Consider the following 20,897-nt stretch of genomic DNA (forward strand, 5'->3'; position numbering starts at 1 on the left):
GCCAAACTATATTGTCATTAAGAAAAGTCGAAACCAATGTTCCTAAGCAAAAAATATCGTGCGCCGCTCAATTTGACAAACATCCGCAAATCATTGTTGGCTGGCGGCATTGCCCTATCCACAACAGTTGCTCTTGGAACAATTGGTCACGCACAGGACGCCAAAGATAATGCAACGATTTTCCCATTGAAAACGGAAGAGCAGACAAAGGCATTTGAAAAGGCAGTAAAAGAATACCTATTGGAAAACCCGGAAGTCATTATTGACTCCCTTACCCGCTATCAAGAGCTTCAGGCCCAACGAGAAGAAGAACAAAAACAGCTCGCCATAACCAGTAATGTTGAAGATCTTCACAATTCCCCAACATCCCCCGTCATCGGGAACCCGGATGGTGATGTGGTTCTGGTTGAATTCTTTGATTACCGTTGCCCCTATTGCCACAAAGCTGCCGCTGTTGTTAAGCAGCTGGTCGAAGATGACCCCAATCTAAAAGTTGTCATGAAGGAATTTCCGATCCTGAGTCCGGAATCCATGATTGCAGCCCGCGCAGCTCTGGCCGCGATGAGACAGGGTAAATACGATGCCTATCACTTTGCCTTGATGGACAATGCATCCGACCTTTCCCAAGACAGACTTTTTGCTTTGGCCGAAGATCTGGACCTGGATTTGGACCAGTTTAAAGAAGACATGAAAGCCGAAGAAGTTGGGCAAGAAATACTCAGCACGCGTGCCTTAGCCCAACGCGTTGGCGCAAACGGCACCCCCGCTTTCATCGTTGGCACCACAAGCGTTCCGCCCAATACAACCCTTGAAGAATTCAAAGCGATCATAGAGAGCATCAGGGCAAAAAAGGCAAGCTAATCCACGCAGAAACAGTATGCGTTATGGCTCGGCGAACTATCACGGGTGCCACTCGGCATAAAGCCCTGGAAACCATGCAGGATTTTGTCGTCCCTTTTGCTCATGATGCAATCTCGTGGATAGAAAAAAAGCGACAAGTTTCGACGCATTTGATTGCACGATCAGCACTGCTATGTTAGGCCTAATCAATTCATTTAACTGAAATGAATGGTGCATACCTTTGCCGTCAGTGTTGCTTTTGAACGGGCCCAATCTGAATTTATTGGGTACCCGTGAACCAGAAATTTATGGTTCTGAAACCTTAGAAGACCTTAATACGCTTTGTCACAAACGTGCCAAGGCTCTTGGGCTTTCTTTGGTGTGCAAGCAATCCAACTGGGAAGGCCAGCTTATTGACTGGGTTCACGAAGCACGGGAATTGCACGAAGGTATCATCATCAATCCGGGTGCACTTACCCATACATCAATCGGGTTGCTCGATGCTTTGAAAGGCGTTGATTTACCTGTTATTGAGGTACATATATCCAACATTCATCGTCGTGAAAGCTTTCGACATCAATCCTATGTATCACAAGCTGCCCTTGGGGTAATTTGTGGCTTGGGGCGTCAAGGCTATCTTTTGGCTATGGATGCGATGGCTAACGTTTTAAACAGCGAACAAGATTTATAATGTCTAAACTTGAAGTAAATGAGAAGGTTATCCGTACCCTCGCCGGCTTGCTGGATGAAACGGACCTGAGCGAAATCGAATACGAAGCAGACGGTCACCGTATCCGCCTTGTCAGAGGCGGAACCGTTGTTCATGCCGCTGCACCGGCAGCTGTAGCACCAGTTGCGGCCCCTGCCGCTGCACCCGCAGCAAGCGATGCCGGTGGTGTTCCAGCAAACGCCATCACGTCACCAATGGTTGGTACAGCCTATCTCGCCGGAGAACCCGGGGCGCCAACTTTTGTGAAAGTAGGGGACACTGTGTCAGAGGGACAAACGCTTCTTATCCTCGAAGCGATGAAAGTTATGAACCCGCTGCCAAGCCCGAAATCAGGCGTCGTTAAACAGATCCTCGTCAGTGACGGTCAGCCAATTGAATTTGGTGAACCACTGATGGTTATTGAATAATAGCTGACACAAGAAGGCTTCATGTTCAAAAAGATCCTCATTGCCAATCGCGGTGAAATTGCCCTTAGAATTCTTCGGGCTTGCCGCGATATGGGCATCGAAACCGTTGCAGTCCATTCCACAATAGATTCCGACGCAATGCACGTTCGCCTTGCTGATGAGTCCGTTTGTATTGGCCCGGCACCAAGTAAAGACAGTTACCTTAACATCCCAGCCATCCTTTCGGCTGCGACCATGACAGGTGCTGATGCGATTCACCCCGGCGTCGGCTTTCTTTCAGAAAACGCTGACTTTGCCGAAATGGTCGAAGAGCACGGCTTTACCTTCATTGGCCCCTCACCGGAACATATTCGGATTATGGGGGATAAGGTCGCTGCAAAAGAAACAGCGATCAAGCTTGGCATTCCAGTTGTTCCCGGGTCTGACGGTGCACTGGAAAGTGCCGAAGACGGCATTCGCATTGCCAACGAAATCGGCTATCCCGTTCTGATCAAGGCACGTTCCGGCGGTGGTGGCCGCGGTATGAAGGTCGCCAACAACGATGACGAACTTCGCGACGGTTTCCGACTGGCTCGCAACGAGGCAAAAGCCGCTTTTGGCGATGATGTCGTCTATATGGAAAAATATCTGGGTACTCCCCGGCATATTGAAATCCAGCTCTTAGGTGACGGACAAGGTGGTGCAATCCACGTTGGTGAGCGCGATTGCTCGCTTCAACGGCGTCACCAAAAGGTGTTGGAAGAAGCTCCGTCCCCGATGCTGACCGAAGAAGAGCGAAATCGCATTGGTAAAATCTCTGCTGATGCAATGCTTGGCTTTGGGTATAAAAGTGCTGGTACGATCGAATATCTTTATGAAAACGGTGAATTCTATTTCATTGAAATGAACACCCGTATTCAGGTCGAGCATACAATTTCCGAAGCCATTAGCGGCATTGATCTTATGCGTGAGATGATCCGCGTTGCTGCTGGTGAAAAGCTAAGCCACACCCAGGACGAAGTTGTCCTGAACGGACATGCAATTGAGTGTCGGATCAATGCAGAACACCCCTTTAATTTCATGCCCTCACCAGGTCAAATCAAAGGTTATCACGCCCCGGGCGGGCTTGGCATTCGGGTAGATGCGGCGATCTATGCCGGATACAAAATCCCGCCGACCTATGATAGCATGATTGCCAAGCTAATTGTTCATGGCGATGATCGCGCTGATTGTATCATGAAAACAAGACGTGCCCTGCAAGAGTACGTTATTGATGGCGTGAACACGTCAATTCCACTGCATATGGAATTGGTAAACAATGAAGAATTCCAATCTGGTGTTTACGATATCCACTGGTTGGAAAAGTTTGTTGATAGCTTGAATAAAGGGTAAAATTGGACAGGCATTCCCCGAATTAAGTGTTTAAGCATAATTTTCAGGGCATAGGTGTTCATGGAGATCACGGCAGATCTACTCTTAAAAGCATACACCATTGGGGTATTCCCAATGGCAGAAAGTCACGATTCTCTGGATCTGCATTGGATAGATCCAGAGAACCGTGGCATACTTCCTCTGGATAAAATTCATATCTCTCGCTCTTTGCGAAAGACATTGAAAAAAAAACCCTTTGAAATTCGTTGCAATACGGCCTTCGCGGATGTTCTGGAAATGTGTTCTGCGACAACGTCACAGCGCCCGGACACCTGGATTAATCCCCTAATAAAAAAAATATACACTCAACTTCATGAACGGGGATTTGCGCATTCCGTTGAATGCTGGCTTGATGGCAAGCTCGTTGGCGGTCTTTATGGTGTCTCTCTGGGTGGCGCTTTCTTTGGTGAAAGTATGTTTTCCCGCCGTAGCGATGCCAGCAAGGTGGCCCTTATTCATCTGGCTGCACGCCTTGTGAAAGGCAATTATACCCTGCTTGACACACAATTTACCACCGAACATCTAAGCCAGTTCGGAACGATTGAAATAGATCGGGAAATTTACAAGAAGTGCCTGTTTGAGGCCATGCAAGCGCCAGCCCGCTTTCCACTGGAACTTTCAGAAAACGAACTGTCAGATTTCATCGAAAGCTGTAAGGGAAATCGCCCAACCCTGTATATAGAAGATTAAATATACAGGATTAATATAGAGGCCGATTAAGCAAACCCGCATGCCAGTAAAGGCGGGGCGTAGTAAAGCCGGGGCGCAGTAAACTCAAGACTTAACCTTCACTCTCGAAAACCATGTACACCCCTGTACTCAAGGGAAAAAGCTCTATACCCGGACTATTCTCAGAAGTTCTTATTCGTCGGGCGCTTCTTCTGTTTTCTCCGTCTCTTCTTCCACAGCTTCCTTTTTGACCTCTTGAGCAGCCTGTGCTTCGTCCAAAGAAATACAGTTCACAACCCAGATGTCATAAACAGGGTGTTCCATTGCCGACACAGCCGGGGATGACGCAAACATCCACCCCGTAAACATCCGTGTGGTTTCAATGTTTTCTTTATGATCGTCGATTTCCAAAAAAGAAGCTGATTCCGGCATGTCCTCTGGGCGATTTTTTCGGCACTCTCTTGCCGTAATCTCTAGCGAACCAAAACGAACCGCCTGATTCACAGGAACATACAGTTCTGATACCCGTGCCGTTATCTTGTTCAGCCCCTGCAAAACAGCAACCTCATAAGAAGCCATATCAGCCTTGGCAGGTGAAACGCCCAAAGCAATAAAAATTGCAGCTATTGTTCCAGAAAATATCCCGGTAAAGGTTGCCTTAGCTGACAAAGATGCAGGTCGAACCTTTGTTATTTTTTTTGCAATCTCTAACAAGCCTTACACTTTCCTCTATTGACCGGTTAGTGCTTTTTTGAAGCATAGGGATTAACCAGATCGTCAACAATTGCCCTTAGAACTTCCCGAAGCTGGTTTTCATCGCCCCCCATAAGAACAGCGTCTTCCAACGCGTCTTGAGAAAGTTCCCTGATTTCTTCGAGATTTTCATTCAAGACTTTGATCTTTTCAAGGCAGGAAAGAGGCTCTCCATCGGGTTGGCGCCAGACGGTTGCCGACTTACCCTTCTTTGTCATGCTGAAATCCCCTCGCTGAAATCCCTTCAAGGTATCTCTTTATGATTGCAGATTACCCTTCTGGACGTTGACTTAGTTGTTATCAACCGAAGAGAAAACAAAGCGGCCAAGCAAGTCCATCAGGTTCACAGACCCCTGAGTATCATCGATAGAGCCACCCGCTTCGATATATTCATCTTCACCGCCTGGTTCAAGGCTGACAAAGTTGCCCCCCAACAGGCTATCCGACAGGATACGTGCAGAGGTGCCTTTGGGTAACTTGACATCTTCGTCAATCAAAAGTGTTACGACTGCAAAGTAAGTGTCTTTATCCAGTTCCTGACGCAGAACTGTCCCCACTTTTACCCCCGCAATTTCGACATCTGTGCCAGAGACCAGACCATTGGCATTATCGAATTCGGCAACAACCTCGTACCCAGCAGAAGAACCACCGGAATTGTTGCTGAAGGCATAGAAGCCAAAGGAAACAGCAACAAGCAGAACAAGCCCGCCAATAATCGTTTCAACAATACTTCTATTCATCAAGCTCACCTACGGGGGAAAGTTACGTTAAAGGAGAAAACAGGGAGCACACTAATCGGATCCCTGTTTTAAAGTGATTAAAGTTTATTCTGGCTGCCAGGCATCATAATCACCAGATACCCGCGGACGGTCGCCCGCTTTGAGCATACTACCTTGTGGACGATAGGCTTCGGCGGTACCTGTTTTATTCGGCTGATGCTCTTGCTGCCAATCATGTTTGGCATAGCCGCCCTCTGGCGGTAGCTCGTCCGTTGTATGATGGATCCAGGCGTGCCAGTCAGCAGAAACACGGCTGGCTTCTGGCTCACCATTGTAAATCACCCAACGGCGTTCAGACCGCAGGCTATTTTTATGCACCTCACTGCCACCCTTGGTGCGATAGAACTTGTTGCCGTCCTGATCTTGTCCAACCAACTCACCTTTGAGCCAAGTGAACAGACGAGTTCCAAGAGGAGTTCCAGCCATATCTCTTCCTTAATTGAATTGGGTTCACACCCTATTCTTATATATCTGTCTTATGAACAGTAGCTTAAGGTCACTGTTCTTTCGCTTATAATAAGCCCCATCATCATAATGTTACTTATCTTTCTGCGCTGAATATTACACTGCAACCCCTGTCAGTCCAGTCCAAAGGGCGCAAAAATGACGTAATTTTTACCCAGCTATGCCTCTTGGTCATCTTTTGGGACGACTGTAAGCCCATCAGGATCACAGATTGCTTTCCAATCACCCTCTTCGACTTGATACCCTTCATCTGCAATATCCTGGTTTCGTGCAATCTGATCAGCGGGGTTAAACAACCGTGCAGGCACAGATGAAACGCCAGCTTCCAGCGCTTTGATCATATCCGGATAAAGCTGAGGCAGATCCAAAACCAACAAGGTACAGCCCGGTACCTGCTTTTCTGTTTTGGTTAGGGCACTAACAACCAGTTCACCGATATTCCCCGGTGTAATACCTTGCACAAATGCATCATGGCTAACCGGAAGGCCATATAGTTCAATATAAAGATCTTCATCTTCACCCGGCACGCCGACAATACCGCGGCTATTACCATAAAGCTCGGTCAAAATCTGTCCTTCATCAGACACAGGATCAACAACAAAAGTTGCAAAACAGGCCAGACCTTCCTCTGTGGTCCCCTCAACCAGTTGTCCTAACCCCACGAGGTCACAGACGTTAGAAATAACCGCAAGCCCCATTCCCTTTTCGCGGGCGGTTTGGGTTGCTTTTTCGATAGCCTGGATTCCTGCGACGGCCAATGATTGTCCGTTAGCATCCAAAAATGAAGCATTATTTTTCTCGGATAACAGCGCGATCTTTGTCATATCCGTTTGGCTATAAGCGGATTTATTTTTAGCCAAAAAGCGAATGCCGCATCGATGAAGTCGCTCTGCCCACTCTACCATTGCAGCGGCACGATCCAGTGTGATTTCCTGTGCACCTCTGGCTTCCAGACAGTCTTCGAGCCTGTCGCGAAAATCTGATAAACTAACTCTCATTCAGTTGTCTTTCATCACGGTCGTTGGACCTTATTGATACCCTGTTTTTTTCTTAGCTCTAAATAACATAGCGCATCAAACGATACACGCCCCTATGTCAGGTTTTCAAAAAGCTACCCCCAAAATACGCTCTAAAGTTTTTATTTAGCTGATTTGACTTTCCATAAAGACGTTTCCCTGACCTAATTACTCCAGACTTAATCAGCATAGAAACACGCCATTGACCAAAAACATAAAATCATGGCCCTCTAGATACAACACAGATTAAAGGCACAGATCTCTGACCTGACACCTTGATAAACACCAACACCGCCAGAAGAGTACTGTCGTGAGCAACATCCCAACAAAAAAACCTTCCCTCTTCGGGATTGCCACTGGTCTTACAGGCGGGACGTCGTTTGGATTAATCACACCCATTTTCCCCCTTGCATATTCAATTGGGGTAACTGCAAGCAGTGCAACGATCATTCGTTTTATCCTGGGCAGCTTGATCATGGGTGCCATATTGCTGGCTTGCAGGACAACATTTTTTGTGCCCAAAAATAAAATCATCCCACTGTGCATAATGGGGTTTCTGATCTTCAGCGTCACGGTCTGCTATCTATCTGCTGTCATTTATATCCCCGTCAGCTTGGCGGCGATCCTGTTTTATACCTATCCGGTAATCGTCACAGTTATTGACCCGTTATTACGTCGACGACTACCCAACCTCATACAGCTGGGGCTTTCCCTTCTTGCATTTACCGGAATTACGGTCGCCCTAGGGCCGAACATCAATGATCTGGATTGGCGTGGGGTCTTCTTTGTTATTGGCGCATCACTATCTATATCGGGCACTTTGATTGTCAGCAGATCTGTCGTGACCCACGTCCCCAACCTGACGATTGTCTTTTACGTTAACATCGTCGCCACCGTTTTGACCTGTCTGTATTTGTTTGTCGATGGCAATATCAGTCTACCGTCAGCATGGACAAATCTTTCTCTTGGCTGGTCATTGTCCATTGCGATTGCGCTACTCTATCTGGTGGCGACCTTGGGGCAAATCGCAACGGTCAATTTTGTTGGACCGTCCCGTACGGCCATGCTGTTTAATGTCGAACCTGTTGTCTCGATTGTTGCCGCAGTTCTTGTTTTAAACGAGACACTAAATCCGTCCCAAATTATCGGATCACTTTTTGTCTTGGCCGCTGTTGCCATTTCCTGTTACCGCCCGGTCAAGGTTCCCGCGGCTTAAGCATCCACTTGTCACGATCATCCATAAACACGATCATCTCTTGGGGCACGGCCCATCTTTTGGGGTACTGTTTATCTTACCTAAAGTTATTCACGTAAATTTTATGTTATTACAACCTATTGGCATTAGGTATAAAATTAGAATTCCAATCACTTGCTTATACATCCGACAGGCAATTTCCATGAAAATGTAATCTTATATTTTTCTTTCACAGACACGAATCGGTAACAAAAAACTGGTAGTATTTACTCCAAATTATCTTATCCAGATTCGAAACGGTCCGAGATATTTTTTACACATATTTAAATAAATAAAATTGTATTTTAGATACACTTCAAAGAGTTTGATTTTCCCGCCACTTTTCAGCCACAATGAATTTTCTCCTCTACTCATCAACAGATTTATCCACAGGCTTGCGCCAAACCTTTGACACAAAAAATTGTGTGTCAATACGCAAAATACGGGTGACGACAACCAAATATTGTGGTTAAATCAATTCAGATCAACAAAATGTGCTTTTACTCGCAGAAACCCGCAGAGTCCTAGACTTGTGGGCAACGCGATACGAGTGAGCTTCGGGACAGGATATCAACACCTCTATCTTCGGGGCTTTGTCAACTAGTATTGTTATATTAAAAGGGGATACGGCATGCGCATCGCACGTCGCTTTACGGAAACCGGGAAAGACGTCTACGACGCAATTGAATTTCGCTACACAACCAGTGAAATCAAAAATCCGGATGGCTCTATAGTCTTCCAGGCCAAGGACATTGAAGTTCCGGCCAGTTGGAGCCAGGTGGCTTGTGATATCATTGCCCAGAAATACTTCCGCAAACGCGGTATCCCCCAGAAACTAAAAAGAATAGAAGAAAACTCTGTCCCGTCATGGTTGTGGCGTTCAGAGGCTGATCATGATGCAATGTCTGATATCCCCGAAGACGAACGCATCATTGGCGAAACATCGGCCAAGCAGGTTTTTGATCGTCTGGCAGGCACCTGGACCTACTGGGGCTGGAAAGGCGGCTATTTCGATAGTGAAGAAGACGCCCGCACCTATTTTGATGAAATGCGCTATATGCTAACCAATCAAATGACGGCGCCGAACTCTCCACAGTGGTTCAACACCGGTCTGCATTGGGCCTATGGTATTGATGGTCCCGGACAGGGTCACCACTATGTCGATTACAAAACCGGCAAGCTGACCAAATCAAAATCTTCCTACGAGCATCCACAGCCACATGCCTGTTTCATCCAGTCTGTTGATGATGATCTCGTGAACGAAAACGGCATCATGGACCTGTGGGTTCGCGAAGCACGCCTGTTTAAATACGGCTCCGGTACAGGCACGAACTTCTCTCGTGTTCGTGGTGCAGCAGAACCCCTTTCTGGTGGCGGGAAATCTTCCGGCCTGATGAGCTTCCTTAAAATCGGCGACCGAGCAGCCGGCGCAATTAAATCCGGCGGAACAACCCGTCGTGCAGCCAAGATGGTCACGGTTGATCTGGACCACCCGGATATCGAGGAATACATCAACTGGAAAGTTGTTGAAGAACAAAAGGTTGCCGCACTGGTTGCCGGGTCAAAAATTTGCCAAACACACCTGACAAAAATCATGGCAGCGTGCAATACAGATCAACTCTCTGGCAAAGACCGGGTTGATCCGCGCAAGAACACCACACTGAAAGCAGCGATCAAAACCGCCCGCAGTCACGAAGTTCCCATGAGCTACGTACAGCGTGTCCTTCAGTTCGCGGAACAGGGTTTCACAAACATTGAATTTGAAACCTACAATACAGACTGGGATTCAGATGCCTATCTGACAGTATCCGGCCAGAATTCCAACAACTCTGTGCGTGTTGCCAACGGTTTCTTCCAGACACTTGAAGAAGACGGCGACTGGGATTTGATTCGCCGTTCAGACGGAAAGGTCCATAAAACAGTCAAGGCCCGTGATCTCTGGGATCAGATTTCGCATGCGGCCTGGGCCTGTGCTGATCCCGGCATCCAGTATGACACCACGATTAACGAGTGGCATACCTGCCCCAAATCTGGGCGCATTAACGGCTCCAACCCATGTTCTGAATACATGTTCCTGGATGATACAGCCTGTAACCTGGCGTCCATGAACCTGATGACCTTCCTGCGCGAAGACGGCAGCTTTGATATCGACGCTTATATTCACACAACGCGTCTATGGACTATTGCCCTTGAAATCTCTGTGCTTATGGCGCAGTTCCCGTCCAAGGCAATCGCCCAGTACTCTTACGAGTTCCGTACGCTGGGTCTCGGCTTTGCGAACATCGGCGGTATGTTGATGTCCACGGGCGTTTCCTACGATTCCGACGAAGGTCGCGCCATCTGTGCGACACTCAGTGCGATCATGACCGGTACAGCCTATGCCACATCGGCTGAAATGGCGGGCGAGCTCGGCGCGTTCAAACGCTATGACCTCAACAAAAAAGACATGCTGCGCGTGATGCGTAACCACCGTCGTGCGGCCTATGGCGAAGAAGCTGGTTATGAAGAGCTCGAAGTTCTGCCCGTGCCAATCGTCGCCAAAGACTGCCCGGATCAGAACATGGTCGAAGCCGCGAAAGCCGCTTGGGATCAGGCCTTGGAACTTGGAGAAAAGCACGGCTACCGTAATGCGCAGACCACAGTGATTGCCCCGACAGGGACAATCGGCCTTGTGATGGATTGTGACACCACAGGTATCGAGCCTGACTTCGCCCTTGTGAAGTTCAAAAAACTTGCGGGTGGTGGCTATTTCAAAATCATCAACCGCACAGTTCCCGGTGCTCTGAAGAACCTGGGCTACAGCGAAGACCAGATTAACGACATCATCAAGTTTGCTGTTGGTCACGGTACATTGAAAGATGCACCGGGCGTCAATCACGAAACCCTGAAAGTCAAAGGCTTTACCGACGAAGCAATCGAAGCGGTCGAAGCTGGTCTTGGCAGTGCCTTTGACATCAAGTTCATTTTCAACAAATGGACTCTTGGGGACGACCTTTGCAAAAATGTATTGGGCTTCAAGGATGAACAGCTTAACGACATGAACTTTGACATGCTTGTTGAGCTTGGCTTCAGCCGCAAAGACATTGATGCTGCAAACATCTATTGCACAGGCTCCATGACTCTCGAAGGGGCGCCGCACCTGAAAGACGAGCACCTTCCGATCTTTGATTGTGCAAACCCTTGCGGTAAAACCGGCAAGCGTTTCCTTTCTGCGGAAAGTCACATCCGTATGATGGCGGCATCTCAGCCGTTTATTTCCGGTGCGATTTCCAAAACAATCAACATGCCGGCAAATGCCGTTATTGACGATTGTAAAGACGCTTACATGCTGTCATGGAAACTTGGCCTGAAAGCCAATGCCCTGTACCGCGACGGATCCAAACTGTCACAACCTCTTTCTTCCGGTGTTCTTCTGGAACTCGACGAAGACGAGCAAGAGGCAATGGAAGAAGCATCCGCGTCAAAACGTGTCGAGATTGTTGCCGAGCGCATCATCGAACGCGTTATCGAGAAGACGGTTACCGAGCGTAAAAAGCTTCCTTCACGCCGTAAGGGCTATACACAAAAAGCCATCGTAGGCGGTCACAAGGTTTATCTGCGTACAGGTGAGTACGAAGATGGTGCCCTGGGTGAAATCTTTGTCGATATGCACAAAGAAGGCGCGGCCTTCCGCAGCTTGATGAACAACTTCGCCATCGCGATTTCCATCGGCCTGCAATACGGTGTTCCGTTGGAAGAGTATGTCGAGGCCTATACCTTCACCCGTTTTGAGCCATCAGGCATGGTCGAAGGCAACGACGTTATCAAGATGGCAACATCCATTCTTGATTACCTCTTCCGTGAGTTGGCCGTTTCCTATCTTGGCCGTAATGACCTCGCCCATGTGGAACCCGCGGATATCACACCGGACACCCTGGGCAAAGGCGACGGTGAGAGCACCCCGCCAAAACCGGAAGATGCCGTTGCTGAAACCGTACGCCGTGTTGCCTCCACCGGGTATGTTCGTAACAAGCTGGTTGTTGTGAACGGTGGTCGCCCAACCGAAGAACTTGTGGCTTCTGCGGCAACAGCCGAAGCAACTCAGGAAGTTGCGGCCCCAATGCCGACAGAAACGGTGGTTGAGACAACCACAACAAAAGCAACTAATCCACGCATGGAAAAAGTTCGCGAAGCCCGTATGAAAGGCTACGAAGGCGATTCATGCCCCGAGTGTGGAAACTTTACCCTTGTCCGTAACGGTACCTGCCTGAAATGCGATACCTGCGGCGGAACAACTGGTTGCTCCTAAGAGAGCATTTTTTCAGTCATCGTGGTGAAACACCGTGAGGGATGACTGATAGAGCAGCGGTGAGCGCGACAGGATCCAGATCTCTCTTGTCGCTTCCCGCTTCTTCGCAGCAAAAAGGGTGGCCTCGGCCACCCTTTTTGTATATTCACAAGCTTAATAATACAGGTATTATCTCTTATATTTCTTGAAATTCTCTGCTTGCTCAAAAATCTCTTTATAAACTTCATCCCGATCAATTGGCGGGTAATCATGATTCGCGAGTAAAATCACAAGATCCACTTTCAATTCAGCTTTAATATCGTCCCGTTTGTACCAATCCGTATATCTGGACTTATCATCCACGACTTTCTTCACCTCTTTAGACAAGGTAATAAGTTTATCATTGGGATATTCAAAATCATATTTAATCGCGAGTGCCATCAAAATATCGTAGAAGGCTTTCTCTTCGAAATCGATACCCATTTCCGTGAAAGAGTCTTTTTCCTCCATGAGCTCCCAATACAGATCAATAATCTCATCTGTGAATTCTTCAAGCACTTCGCTGCGCAAAACATCAGCTTCATCGCGTTCGTTGTATTTCTCGACCAATGACTGAAACTTTTTGCTGAAATCAATACCCTTGGCCTTATTAACTTTCTTGAATTCATCAATGGCTTTCGCCAAGAGCTTTTGCAGTAGTTTGATTTTCGTGTTGGGCAACTTGATCTTTTCGATCTTGGCGAGATATTCGTCAGAGAAAATATCAATCTCGCTTTCTGCGTCATTCCCAAGCTTGAAGATTTCTTCCACGCCATCGCTTCGCAAAGCTTCCGCGATCATTTCCCTGACCCGTGCATTCATTTGTGCTGCATCAGGGGCATCCCCCTTGGTCAATTTGAAGACAATGGATCGAACAGCCATATAGAAATGAATGTGATCACGTTCTTCTTCGCTCAGCCGATCACTGCCGACACAAATGTCATAAGCCGCTTTCAGGCGTTTCACCATATTCATGAAACGGATTTCAATCTTCTTGGTGACTTGAACAAACTCAGCGGCCAAGTTAAGGCAATGTAGTTGCTCGACTGGCGACCCTTTGAAATACGGCGTTGAGTCAAATTTGTGGAACAGTTTTGCAAGCAAATCCAAATGATCTTTAACAACAATCAAGGATTGAGCCACGTCCTCCATGTTGCCTTGATCCGCCTTTGAATATTGCGCCATCGCCATATTCATCTGTTTCTTGATACCTATATAATCGACAACAAGCCCCTTATCCTTGCCTTCAAACTTGCGATTGACCCGCGAAATGGTCTGTATAAGATTATGCTTTTGAATGGGTTTATCGATATAGATTGTATCCAGGAATGGCACATCAAAACCGGTCAGCCACATATCGACGACAATAGCGATTTTGAAATTCGACTTGGCGTTTTTGAATTGGGTATCCAGCGTCTTGCGATATTCCTTTGTCCCAAGTGCATCATACAATTCTTTAGGATCGTCTTTCCCGCGAGTCATGACCATCTTGACCCGCTCCATAGGCAAGATTTCTTTCTTTTCCTTGTCGGTCAGCTCAGCGCCATCTTCGGCAACTTTCACTTCCGCCCATTCAGGGCGTAGCGCGATCAGCTCCTTGTAAAAATCATAGGCAATTTCCCGTTTGCTACTTACAAACATCGCCTTACCTTTAAGAGACGAACCTTCTTCCACTCTTTTCTCGTAATGAGCCACAAAATCAACCGCCAGCGCCTTTAGTCGGTCTGGATCGCCCAAAATCGCACTCATATGGGCAGAGGCTTTTTTGCTCTCTTCTATCTGGTAGTCACTGGCCCCTGCATTGGCACATTCATCGTAATAATTTTCGATTTCCTGTAACTTGCTATTGTCCAAAATGACTTTGGCAGCGCGCCCTTCATAGACAATGCGCACCGTAATTTCATCCTTAACAGATTCTGTCATGGTGTAGCTGTCAACAACCTCACCAAACACATCCAGCGTTGCGTCAATCGGCGTTCCGGTAAATCCGACATAGGTAGCATTGGGCAGGCTGTCATGCAGGTATTTTGCAAAGCCGAAGGTGCGTTTGACACCTTCGTCGGTCACTTTGACTTTTTGATCCAGGTTGACCTGACTTCGATGCGCTTCATCCGAAATACAAATCACATTATTCCGTTCGGTCAGCAGCTGCGTATCTTCAGTAAACTTATGGATCGTGGTCAAAAAGACCCCGCCGCTTGTGCGATCACATAAATATTCCCGTAGTTCCTGACGGCTCTCAACGCTGATAATACTCTCATCACCAACGTAACCTTTGGCATTGGTGAACTGACGGGAAAGCTGGTCATCTAAGTCTGTTCGGTCGGTAATCAAGACAATTGTCGGGCTGGCAAAATCGACGCTGCGCATCAACAGGCGGGACAGGAACAGCATGGTAAAACTTTTACCGCAGCCTGTTGTACCGAAATAGGTGCCGCCTTTACCATCACCCTCTGGGCGGCGGTGCTCCATAATGTTGGCATAGAGCTTTCTTGCGGCATAGTATTGCGGATAGCGGCACAGGATTTTTTCCTGTTTGGCACCGCTGTCCGGCATATAAATGAAATTATGGATAATGTCACAAAGCCGTGTCTGATCAAACATGCCTTTGATCATGGTAATCAGGCTATCAATGCCGTCTTTCTCAATATTCTCGTCACCGGTAACTTTACGCCACGCATAGAAAAACTCGTATGGCGCAAAGAAGCTACCAGCCTTGTTGTTTACACCATCCGAAATGGCACAAAAGGCATTGTATTTGAATAACTCAGGTATATCGCGTTTGTAGCGAGTTGTAAGCTGAACATAGGCGTCATGCAACGTGGCTTCATTCTCTCGCACAGCGCTTTTGAATTCAAATGCCACCAACGGAAGACCGTTGACATAGAGGATACCGTCAGGAATACGCTTTTCGTATCCCGTAATTTCCATTTGATTGACGATTTTGAAAGTGTTTTTGCTGACATCGCCATAATTCAGCAAATGAATATGCAGGTCTTTTTGGGTGCGGTCTTCACGTTTCAACGTAAAACCATCTTGCACCATCTTCATGATCTTCTTGTTGGTGTCGTAAAGATCAGAAGAAGGAAACGTCTTCAAACGGCGAATGATGCCATCAATTTCTTCGTCGGTGATTGCGTCATCAGCGTATTGCTGCCGCAAGAAACCACGTAGATCATCTTCCAGCAGAACTTCTTCTGGGTCACGTGAAATGGCATCTCCCTTCACGTGAGGATATCCTTGCCCTCCCAATAGATCGATAATTGCTTGCTCAAGCGTTGCTTCATCAAATTTGATCATGCTGCCTCCTTTCTCAGAGACAGCTTTGCCATTAACAAATCAAGCGCTTCTAATAATTTTGTATTTTCAAGGTTAGCTATATCAATGGTTTTGAATACTTCGTTGAAGATTGACGCAAGCGCTTCTCTTTGATCGTTAGGAGGCAGAAAAATACCAAAAGAGAACAAATGATCAAGTGTCACACTCGCTTGGTTTGCACTTCCTTGGGCACCCGAAATAACATGGCTAGAAAACGTCTTATTGGATAAAGAGAAATAGAGATAAGATTGCAAAAACTCATTTTTTGCTCTTAGTCTAACAGCGTTTTGATTCAGCAGTGCATCGTTTGCAGCAATAGGCACACTTATCACTTTGCCTACAATTGAATCTGGATTGTTAGGCCAAGAACCCACTGTCGAAATGACGATGTCTCTAGTTTTTATTGAAAAATCTATATATGCATTTGCCAAACCTTCATCCATAAAGTTAACATCAGACATATCGATGGAATTTTTAGTGAAATTTGAAACACGTACAATTGGCTTGCCTAATTCTCGGTATAAGTCGGACTTAAACGCATAACCTTTTTTGTAATTTATTTGCTGTCCTAAACTTTCCAGTTCCCATTCTGTCGGAATATCTTTATCCAGCTCGTCGCTGTATCTAAATCTTCCACCACTCGATTTGTAGGGCTTGCCCTCAAGTTCAGGCTTGCCAATGGTACTGGCATATTCGGCAGAGATAGGGAATTCGAAATCAACGAACCAATGTTTGTATAGAGCCTGTGCCGTTTCTTCCAACTTAGCGCATAGCTGTTCGTTCAGTTTGATCCGATTAACAATCACATTGTATTCACGCACAATTTCTCGCTGGATTTCAATATCGGGAATGGGCAGTTCCACCCCGCACATTTCTTCCCAGCCAAAAATCTCGCGCACACTGCCATGAGACATATATCGGGCATATCGATCAAACTCCGGACGTCTGAACCACATCATCAAATATTCCGGGTCCAGTTCTTCACGGTCATTGACCTCAAAAACAGTGTAAACGTTGGAAACGATTGCTGCATCCAGATGATCAAGCATTGCCAGTCCAATCTTGTCACCGCGACGCGAAGTGTCCGGAACGTAAGTAAATTGACCACGCTTCACCACTTTGTACCTGCTGAAGTCTGTCCCAACAGTGTTTGCGACAGATTTGATGAACATCTTCTGGGTAGAAACACCAAGGAGGTTATCTTCCCGCCCTTCGACATTCCGGATATCAACTTCCCGGATATATGATCCAAGTCTCTTATAGCTTGATTTCATAACCAAGCTCCTTAAACACATCCAAAAGGTCCGACTTAGACTCCTCTTCAGCCTTTAGAAGCTCAGAAAATTCTTGCTGTAAATCAGCCATCTTTGCGTCAAAATCGATATTTTCGTCTCGGTTCACAAACTCAATATACTTGCTCGGGACCAGAGAATACCCCTTCTTCGCTACCTCATCTTTATGAGCGGAATAACAGTATTCAGGGATATTTTGATATTCTTCCGAAGCCAACGTTTGCTGCCAAGTGTGGAAGGTGTTCGCGATCTTACCGATGATTTCTTCATCAAATTGAATGTATTTTTTTTCGAGCGGGATGCCTTCCTGGCGCAAATCCATAAACAGAATTTCGTCTTGTCGATCCCGATAATAGCGGGCCAAATCACCATGCTTGACATCGTGTGCTTTCTTATTCTTGTTCAGAATCCATAAGGTCACACTAATATCAGTTGTAAAAAACATGCTGCGCGGAAGAATGATTACCGCTTCGACCAGATTGTTCTCAACCATGCGTCGGCGAATGGCTTTTTCACCCCCATCACCTGAAAGCGCGCCATTGGCCAGAATAAAGCCAGCGACACCGTTCTCTGACAGTTTGGACACCATATGCAGAATCCAGCCATAGTTGGCATTGCTGGTTGGTGGTGTTGTATATCCGGCCCAACGTGGATCGTCAGTTAGCTCATCATCGGCACGCCAATCCTTCAAATTGAAGGGCGGGTTTGCCATGATGTAATCGGCTTTGAGGTCTTGATGTTGGTCTTTTGAAAAAGTGTCATCTGCCACCGCGCCCAAATTGGCTGAAATGCCGCGAATGGCGAGGTTCATCTTTGCTAGTTTGTAGGTCGCGTTGGTTTGTTCCTGACCGTAAATCGACACATCCTTGGTATTGCCCCGATGCTGTGTGATGAATTTCATCGACTGGACAAACATGCCTCCTGATCCACAACAGGGGTCATAAATCTTACCGTTATAGGGTTCGATCAACTCGGCAATCAGTTTGACAATAGATTTAGGGGTATAGAACTCCCCCTTCTTCTTGCCTTCTGACAGGGCGAACTTACCAAGGAAGTATTCGTAAACGCGACCTACAAGGTCTTGTTCTTTGTCAGCCTGTGTCTGGATATTATCAATCGTATCAATCAGGGCTGACAAACTGCTTTGTTTCAGGCCAAGGCCGGATAAATAGTTATCCGGCAAGGCACCCTTCAGGGCTTTGTTGTTCTTTTCGATCTGATAAAGAGCCGTATCAATCTTAATGGCAATGTCATCTTGTTTGGCGTTGGCTTGAATAAAGCTCCAACGGGACGTTTCTGGCAGATAGAAGACATTCTTCATGGTGTAGGCTTCCACCATATCCACCATCATGTCCTTGCCTTCATCCAGCAGCTCCTGTTTACGCTCTTCAAACATATCGCTGACGAACTTCAGAAAAATCAGGGAAAGCACTACATGCTTATATTCAGAAGGCTCTACCCCGCCCCTCAATTTGTTGGCTGAGTCCCATAGTGTTTCTTCAAAACTTTTTTGTTTTTTGGTAGCAACTTTTTTTACCATTTTTATTTTTGCGCTTTCTTAAACACTGCTTTCAAAAAAATCTTCGTCGACTTTCTTCAGATACAAAACTTCTTCTTCTCGACAACCTACATTATGCCGGATCATCAGCTTTGATAACCTTAGTCCATCGACCAAGACAATGCGTATGTTTAGCCTTTCCGCTGTTTCAATTGCTGACTTACTAAAAGAAGAAGTAGTAAAAAAGATCCCTTTCTGTGCGCCCTTTAAATTCAAAGCACCAAAGAAATCACGCATCGCACCCGAACCAATATTGTTTCCCTCTTTATAGCGTTTGGCTTGGACATAAAGTTGATCAACACCAAGTGGATCCTGATCTATTACACCATCGATACCATCATCGCCACTTTTGCCCAGTGTACGTCCAGCATCTTCGATTGAACCGCCATACCCCATACTTAAAAGTAGATCGATGATAAGCTGTTCAAAAAAATCTGGAGAAGATTTGCGAACGCGATCTAACAAATCAGCCGCCAAAGCATCGTTAATCGCTCTGTGCGCGATGCTCAGATTTTCATCAGGCGTTCGTTCTTCATTCGTGTTTCCTTCTTTCAACCGCTCCTCTTTATCAGTTTTTGAGTTTTTCTTGGCAGTTTGAAATTCTCGAAAAGCTTGAAACTGAAGTAGAAAATCTTTGTCAATTTCTTTTGGCTTTTGTTTCAAAACCTCTAACCCCGCATCAGTAATGTTTATCTGTGAACGCGATGGGTAAGCAATTAATCCGGCCTGTTTAAGATATGTCTTTGCCCAAGAGACCCGGTTCTGAAATAAAGGCATTTGCCCACTTGGCACCAACGTGCTTACTTCATCATCACTTAAAGCAAAATAACTAGCGAGTTTAGTTACAATTTCTTTCGTTGAAATTTCCCCACCCAAACAAAACTTTAACAATGGCAACATGATTTGCTGGTAATTTGGTATCATTAATGCCCCTCTACACATGCGAACTTAGCAAATCAGAACGATTGGCTTTGAACTCGCCCCCTTGAAGCCGTTGATATTATGTCGCTTTTAAAATACGGTTGTAAAACAAATTCGAGATTAGGTTGTAGAACCAATCAATATAAATAACTTGATCGCTTTACATACCGAGTCACAGTTTATGATGACTTAGCTATTTTTCCTTTAAACCTGTTGGTTCTGTATTCCCATTACCAGATTCGCAAAAATCAGTAGGACATAAACGACACAATGTTCCTCAAATGCGATAGCTGAATTTAAAAATCCTGTTTTTTGGCGCTCTTTTGCGAACTTTGCTTGCGTCTGAAAGCCAGAGAGATAAAATTCGCGCAGTTTTTAAAGTTGGCAATGGCAGACCATAAATAATCTATGGAAGCACCATAGAACTGTTTGCTCTTGTAAAGGCTTGGGAACACGTCCCCGGAACACGAAACAAGATCCCTGTGAAGGGGACGCGTTCTTAAAAGATAACGTTAAAACGAATAAGGATAGAGCCATGACTGGTACAGTTGATGCCCGTTTGAAAGAACTTGGAATTGAAGTCCCTCAGCCTGCAAAAGCAGTTGCAAACTATGTCGGTTACGTCACATCCGGCAACACTGTTTTTGTTTCAGGACAGATCACTGCCAAAGACGGCGAGATCCTCTACAAAGGTAAGCTCGGCGACAACATGTCTGTTGAAGAAGGTCAGGAAGCAGCCCGTCTTTGCGGTATCAACATCATTGCCCAGCTTTACGCAGCAACAGATGGCAACCTCGATCGCGTTAAGCGCATCGTTAAGCTTGGCGGTTTTGTGAACTCCACACCAGACTTCGTTGATCAGCCAAAGGTTATCAACGGTGTATCCGACCTGATGGTCGAAGTTTTCGGTGACAAAGGTGTTCATGCCCGCGCTGCGGTTTCGGCCCCAAGCCTGCCACTTGGCATTGCGGTTGAAGTCGATTGCGTTGCTGAAATTGACTAAGCCATTCTTTGTTGGCTGACAGCCCTTAGGGGATTTTATAGTCGACGGGTTATGACACCAAAAGGCAGGCGCCACAGCCTGCCTTTTTCTTATTTGGCTGGAAATAAAGCCGGATCTTGTATCCAGACCTTGTATCCATCAGCGGATCTTCCTATTTTTAGCGAACAGTATTTTCTTGTCCCGCCTTGATCTATCA

At 46.4% G+C, this 20,897-nt stretch carries 17 protein-coding genes; 8 read left to right on the plus strand and 9 right to left on the minus strand.

What is annotated here, in order from left to right:
- Positions 1-36 precede the first annotated feature (36 nt).
- From WH95_RS03260 to aat, 5 genes are all read left to right on the plus strand, one after another.
- Positions 37-861 carry a DsbA family protein gene (locus tag WH95_RS03260; protein WP_046502812.1) on the plus strand — a complete coding sequence of 275 codons (825 nt, stop codon included), beginning with the start codon at positions 37-39 and terminating at the stop codon, positions 859-861.
- 214 nt (positions 862-1,075) lie between these two features.
- Entirely contained in the window at positions 1,076-1,531 is a 456-nt protein-coding gene (aroQ, locus tag WH95_RS03265) for a type II 3-dehydroquinate dehydratase (RefSeq protein ID WP_082113958.1), read from the plus strand.
- A complete protein-coding gene (gene accB, locus WH95_RS03270) occupies positions 1,531-1,977 on the plus strand; it encodes an acetyl-CoA carboxylase biotin carboxyl carrier protein (protein WP_046502817.1) in 447 nt (148 codons plus the stop codon). The genes aroQ and accB overlap by 1 nt, the downstream gene beginning before the upstream one ends.
- A 21-nt stretch (positions 1,978-1,998) precedes the next feature.
- Positions 1,999-3,348, plus strand: coding sequence for an acetyl-CoA carboxylase biotin carboxylase subunit (accC, locus tag WH95_RS03275; RefSeq protein WP_046502819.1), 1,350 nt, complete (start codon positions 1,999-2,001; stop codon positions 3,346-3,348).
- A 60-nt stretch (positions 3,349-3,408) separates the two neighbouring features.
- Positions 3,409-4,077 (plus strand): leucyl/phenylalanyl-tRNA--protein transferase, encoded by a 669-nt coding sequence (gene aat / locus WH95_RS03280; protein ID WP_046502821.1) that lies wholly within the window; start codon positions 3,409-3,411, stop codon positions 4,075-4,077.
- 171 nt (positions 4,078-4,248) lie between these two features.
- Here the strand turns inward: aat and WH95_RS03285 are convergent, their stop codons facing one another.
- The 5 genes from WH95_RS03285 to WH95_RS03305 all read right to left on the minus strand — a co-directional run bounded on the left by WH95_RS03285 (position 4,249) and on the right by WH95_RS03305 (position 7,051).
- Positions 4,249-4,770 carry a DUF2155 domain-containing protein gene (locus tag WH95_RS03285; protein ID WP_245622931.1) on the minus strand — a complete coding sequence of 174 codons (522 nt, stop codon included), beginning with the start codon at positions 4,768-4,770 and terminating at the stop codon, positions 4,249-4,251.
- Between the two features lie 26 nt (positions 4,771-4,796).
- On the minus strand, positions 4,797-5,027 hold the full coding sequence (locus tag WH95_RS03290) for a hypothetical protein (RefSeq protein ID WP_046502823.1): 231 nt from the start codon (positions 5,025-5,027) through the stop codon (positions 4,797-4,799).
- Between the two features lie 72 nt (positions 5,028-5,099).
- Positions 5,100-5,549 (minus strand): outer membrane lipid asymmetry maintenance protein MlaD, encoded by a 450-nt coding sequence (gene mlaD / locus WH95_RS03295; protein ID WP_046502826.1) that lies wholly within the window; start codon positions 5,547-5,549, stop codon positions 5,100-5,102.
- Positions 5,550-5,633: 84 nt separating this feature from the next.
- Positions 5,634-6,014 carry an NADH:ubiquinone oxidoreductase subunit NDUFA12 gene (locus WH95_RS03300; RefSeq protein ID WP_046502828.1) on the minus strand — a complete coding sequence of 127 codons (381 nt, stop codon included), beginning with the start codon at positions 6,012-6,014 and terminating at the stop codon, positions 5,634-5,636.
- Positions 6,015-6,211: 197 nt separating this feature from the next.
- Positions 6,212-7,051, minus strand: a complete 840-nt coding sequence (locus tag WH95_RS03305; RefSeq protein WP_046502831.1) for a hypothetical protein — start codon at positions 7,049-7,051, stop codon at positions 6,212-6,214.
- Positions 7,052-7,379: 328 nt separating this feature from the next.
- Here WH95_RS03305 and WH95_RS03310 point away from each other — a divergent pair, with 328 nt between their 5' ends.
- On the plus strand, positions 7,380-8,285 hold the full coding sequence (locus WH95_RS03310) for a DMT family transporter (RefSeq protein WP_046502834.1): 906 nt from the start codon (positions 7,380-7,382) through the stop codon (positions 8,283-8,285).
- Between the two features lie 649 nt (positions 8,286-8,934).
- On the plus strand, positions 8,935-12,591 hold the full coding sequence (locus tag WH95_RS03315) for a vitamin B12-dependent ribonucleotide reductase (protein ID WP_046502837.1): 3,657 nt from the start codon (positions 8,935-8,937) through the stop codon (positions 12,589-12,591).
- A 168-nt stretch (positions 12,592-12,759) separates the two neighbouring features.
- Here the strand turns inward: WH95_RS03315 and WH95_RS03320 are convergent, their stop codons facing one another.
- Genes WH95_RS03320 through WH95_RS03335 form a run of 4 tightly spaced genes read right to left on the minus strand, consistent with a single transcriptional unit; the run spans position 12,760 to position 19,701 of the window.
- Positions 12,760-15,909 carry a type I restriction endonuclease subunit R gene (locus tag WH95_RS03320; protein WP_204247688.1) on the minus strand — a complete coding sequence of 1,050 codons (3,150 nt, stop codon included), beginning with the start codon at positions 15,907-15,909 and terminating at the stop codon, positions 12,760-12,762.
- The gene (locus WH95_RS20875) at positions 15,906-17,201 is read right to left on the minus strand and encodes a restriction endonuclease subunit S (RefSeq protein WP_082113959.1); all 1,296 of its coding nucleotides are present in this window, start codon (positions 17,199-17,201) and stop codon (positions 15,906-15,908) included. Before WH95_RS20875 ends, WH95_RS03320 begins: the two co-directional genes overlap by 4 nt.
- Positions 17,185-18,759 carry a type I restriction-modification system subunit M gene (locus WH95_RS03330; protein WP_046502840.1) on the minus strand — a complete coding sequence of 525 codons (1,575 nt, stop codon included), beginning with the start codon at positions 18,757-18,759 and terminating at the stop codon, positions 17,185-17,187. Before WH95_RS03330 ends, WH95_RS20875 begins: the two co-directional genes overlap by 17 nt.
- A gap of 18 nt (positions 18,760-18,777) precedes the next feature.
- A complete protein-coding gene (locus WH95_RS03335; RefSeq protein ID WP_046502843.1) occupies positions 18,778-19,701 on the minus strand; it encodes a restriction endonuclease in 924 nt (307 codons plus the stop codon).
- A gap of 532 nt (positions 19,702-20,233) precedes the next feature.
- On the opposite strand from WH95_RS03335, the gene WH95_RS03340 reads away from it, so the two are divergent.
- Positions 20,234-20,701 (plus strand): RidA family protein, encoded by a 468-nt coding sequence (locus WH95_RS03340; RefSeq protein WP_046502845.1) that lies wholly within the window; start codon positions 20,234-20,236, stop codon positions 20,699-20,701.
- The last annotated feature ends 196 nt before the right edge of the window (positions 20,702-20,897 follow it).

This window comes from Kiloniella litopenaei, assembly GCF_000982415.1.
GTDB lineage: Bacteria > Pseudomonadota > Alphaproteobacteria > Kiloniellales > Kiloniellaceae > Kiloniella > Kiloniella litopenaei.

Coding starts and splice junctions, on each gene's coding strand:
- WH95_RS03260 (WP_046502812.1), top strand. CDS start 37: ATGTTCCTAAGCAAAAAATATCGTGCGCCGCTCAATTTGACAAACATC.
- accB (WP_046502817.1), top strand. CDS start 1,531: ATGTCTAAACTTGAAGTAAATGAGAAGGTTATCCGTACCCTCGCCGGC.
- accC (WP_046502819.1), top strand. CDS start 1,999: ATGTTCAAAAAGATCCTCATTGCCAATCGCGGTGAAATTGCCCTTAGA.
- aat (WP_046502821.1), top strand. CDS start 3,409: ATGGAGATCACGGCAGATCTACTCTTAAAAGCATACACCATTGGGGTA.
- WH95_RS03290 (WP_046502823.1), bottom strand. CDS start 5,027: ATGACAAAGAAGGGTAAGTCGGCAACCGTCTGGCGCCAACCCGATGGA.
- mlaD (WP_046502826.1), bottom strand. CDS start 5,549: ATGAATAGAAGTATTGTTGAAACGATTATTGGCGGGCTTGTTCTGCTT.
- WH95_RS03300 (WP_046502828.1), bottom strand. CDS start 6,014: ATGGCTGGAACTCCTCTTGGAACTCGTCTGTTCACTTGGCTCAAAGGT.
- WH95_RS03305 (WP_046502831.1), bottom strand. CDS start 7,051: ATGAGAGTTAGTTTATCAGATTTTCGCGACAGGCTCGAAGACTGTCTG.
- WH95_RS03315 (WP_046502837.1), top strand. CDS start 8,935: ATGCGCATCGCACGTCGCTTTACGGAAACCGGGAAAGACGTCTACGAC.
- WH95_RS03320 (WP_204247688.1), bottom strand. CDS start 15,909: ATGATCAAATTTGATGAAGCAACGCTTGAGCAAGCAATTATCGATCTA.
- WH95_RS20875 (WP_082113959.1), bottom strand. CDS start 17,201: ATGAAATCAAGCTATAAGAGACTTGGATCATATATCCGGGAAGTTGAT.
- WH95_RS03330 (WP_046502840.1), bottom strand. CDS start 18,759: ATGGTAAAAAAAGTTGCTACCAAAAAACAAAAAAGTTTTGAAGAAACA.
- WH95_RS03335 (WP_046502843.1), bottom strand. CDS start 19,701: ATGATACCAAATTACCAGCAAATCATGTTGCCATTGTTAAAGTTTTGT.
- WH95_RS03340 (WP_046502845.1), top strand. CDS start 20,234: ATGACTGGTACAGTTGATGCCCGTTTGAAAGAACTTGGAATTGAAGTC.